Origin of the sequence: Methanoculleus sp. UBA413, assembly GCF_002502935.1 — an archaeon.
Taxonomy (GTDB): domain Archaea; phylum Halobacteriota; class Methanomicrobia; order Methanomicrobiales; family Methanoculleaceae; genus Methanoculleus; species Methanoculleus bourgensis.
On record NZ_DAQR01000007.1, the window covers coordinates 37,238 to 39,324 of the forward strand.

At 63.1% G+C, this 2,087-nt stretch carries 1 protein-coding gene; it reads right to left on the reverse strand.

Annotated elements, in window-relative coordinates; all coding sequences use genetic code 11:
- On the reverse strand, nucleotides 1–1,301 hold a 1,301-nt coding region (locus BP858_RS00840; RefSeq protein ID WP_286878590.1), incomplete at its 3' end, for an STT3 domain-containing protein.
- Between the last annotated feature and the right edge of the window lie 786 nt (nucleotides 1,302–2,087).

A 2,087-nucleotide genomic window follows, 5' to 3' on the forward strand; every position in this document is an offset into this window, starting at 1 on the left:
TTCCAGCCGTAATCGAGCGCCCACGCGACGAAGACCGCCGTCAGGAGCGCGAGGTTCACGGCGAGGTAGTACTCGAACCTGAGGTGCTGGATGGTCGCGATGAGGATGACGACCGACCAGATGATCGTAAAGAGGAGTTCGGGGCGGTTCTCGCGCCGGGTCCGGAGGGCGAGGATGATGAGCCCGGCCGGGATGAGGAGAAGGCCGACGTTGAAGCTCTGCCACGCGAGTGCGGGGTCCCAGGGTGCCATCTCCCGGATGGCGGAGGTCGCCATGCCCTGGCCGAAGAACGCCCAGAGGCCGTCTGCCATCATCTTCCCGATGGGGGAGAGCCTGAGGAAGACGACCGCACCGACGGCGAGGGCGGCAAGCGCGGCGAAGTACTCGCGCTGCTTGCCTTTGAGCGCCACGGAGATGCCGTAGAGGAGGGCGGTCGCGGCGATCAGGAGGAGGTAGGCGTAGACGTGGGCGACCGAGTAGAGCGAGAGCGCACGGGCGTCGACCATGAACCCGGAGAGGGGCAGGAAGACCGCCGGGACGGCGAAGGTGACGGCGTTTGCGACGAGGAGCCCCTCTGATCCGGTGCCGTCGAGGTGGTTTCTCGCGGCCTGGACCAGCGTGAAGACCCCGGCGATGAGCGCGAAGAGGATCATCGTCGGCATGACGAGGAGGCCGAGGAGGTAGGCGAACCCGGCGCCGAGGGCGAGGAGCGCGACCGGGAGGATGGTTTTCTGCTCCCGGAACGAGACCGGGTACCGGGCTGCATACGCGAGCGCGGCGATGTAGGCGAGGCAGAAGAGGGTGGAGAAGAGGGTCTCGGCGACGTGGTGGTCGACGAACCCGAAGATCGAGCGGGCGAAGAACGACGCCGATATGACCGGGATGAGCCCGGCGGCGATGAGGCCGGTCAACCTATCTCCGATGGTCTTCCCGATGAGGTAGACGAGCGGGACGGCGGCGGCCGCGAGGAGCGGGGGGACCCACGCGGCGACGTAGACGATATCGGGCCGGGACGCCGCCCCGGCGATGATGCAGATGGTGGCGGTGATGAGGGGGAAGAGCGGTCCCCAGGCGATCTCTTTTCCTGTCGGGTAGGCGGTCATGGGGTCGAACCAGGCGTAGTTGGGGTAGTTCGCCACCATCGCCTCGACCTGGCGGAGGTTGTACCAGGCGTCGGTGCCGACGAGGCTTGTGAACGAGCCGTCGACGAGCGCGGCGTGGGGGATTGCGCGGACGAGGACCGCCACGAGCATGAAGAAGAGCAGGGCGGCGGCGGTGAGGGCTGTTTTGTGATCTTTCAATGCAGCGGGAGCCATAGGTCGTATGATGATCTAGGGGGCGGTCGGTAATTAAGGGGTATGACTGGAGGCGGGTGAAATCGAGGTCTGGGGTTTTGGCAAGTAATCTCCGTCCACCGGGTGTTGTGGTAGTGGGTTGCCGGAACAGCGGAGATTTTGAGAGGCCTGATGCCTTCGCTGTGGAGATGGGGGGCCAGGCCCCTCCCCTATGACGATATCCACCACGGTCCACTGTATGGGGCTCTGTCCCCGTTTTGGTCGTTCCAATGGCCTCACAGTGAAGGCCTCTGTCGTGGATTCTTCAAAAAGGGTTGCCCCGGAGGACATCTCAAAACACCTGCCTGTATGGTCACAGGCTCGATCGATGAAGAATCAGAGTGCTGAAGGTGGGGTAGACCGGAACCTGGCTTTTCCCCCACACGCCCGATACGCTGGGCCGCCTCCCGCCTCCAAACGAATACTCTTATCCCCAGGGAGGATACCCACCTGAAGATTACGTCTACGACGCCGTCTAGCTCTGGGTGAAGGGCGGCGTCGAGAAGCGCATCCACAAGGTCTCGGTCAGGCTACCGTAGCCGAGTGAACAGGAGGCGCGGGACAGCTTCCGGCAATCCTTTGTGGTGCTTGATCTGTTTCTTCAGGATGGACAGGGGAACGTATCTGACGGTCGCGATCTGTTCATGCCATACTGTAAGGTGGTTGAGGTGGATCAGTAATGTGGTTGAGGCGGATCAGTAAGGTGGTTGAGGTGGTTCAGTAAGGTGGTTGAGGAGGATCAGCAAGGCGGTT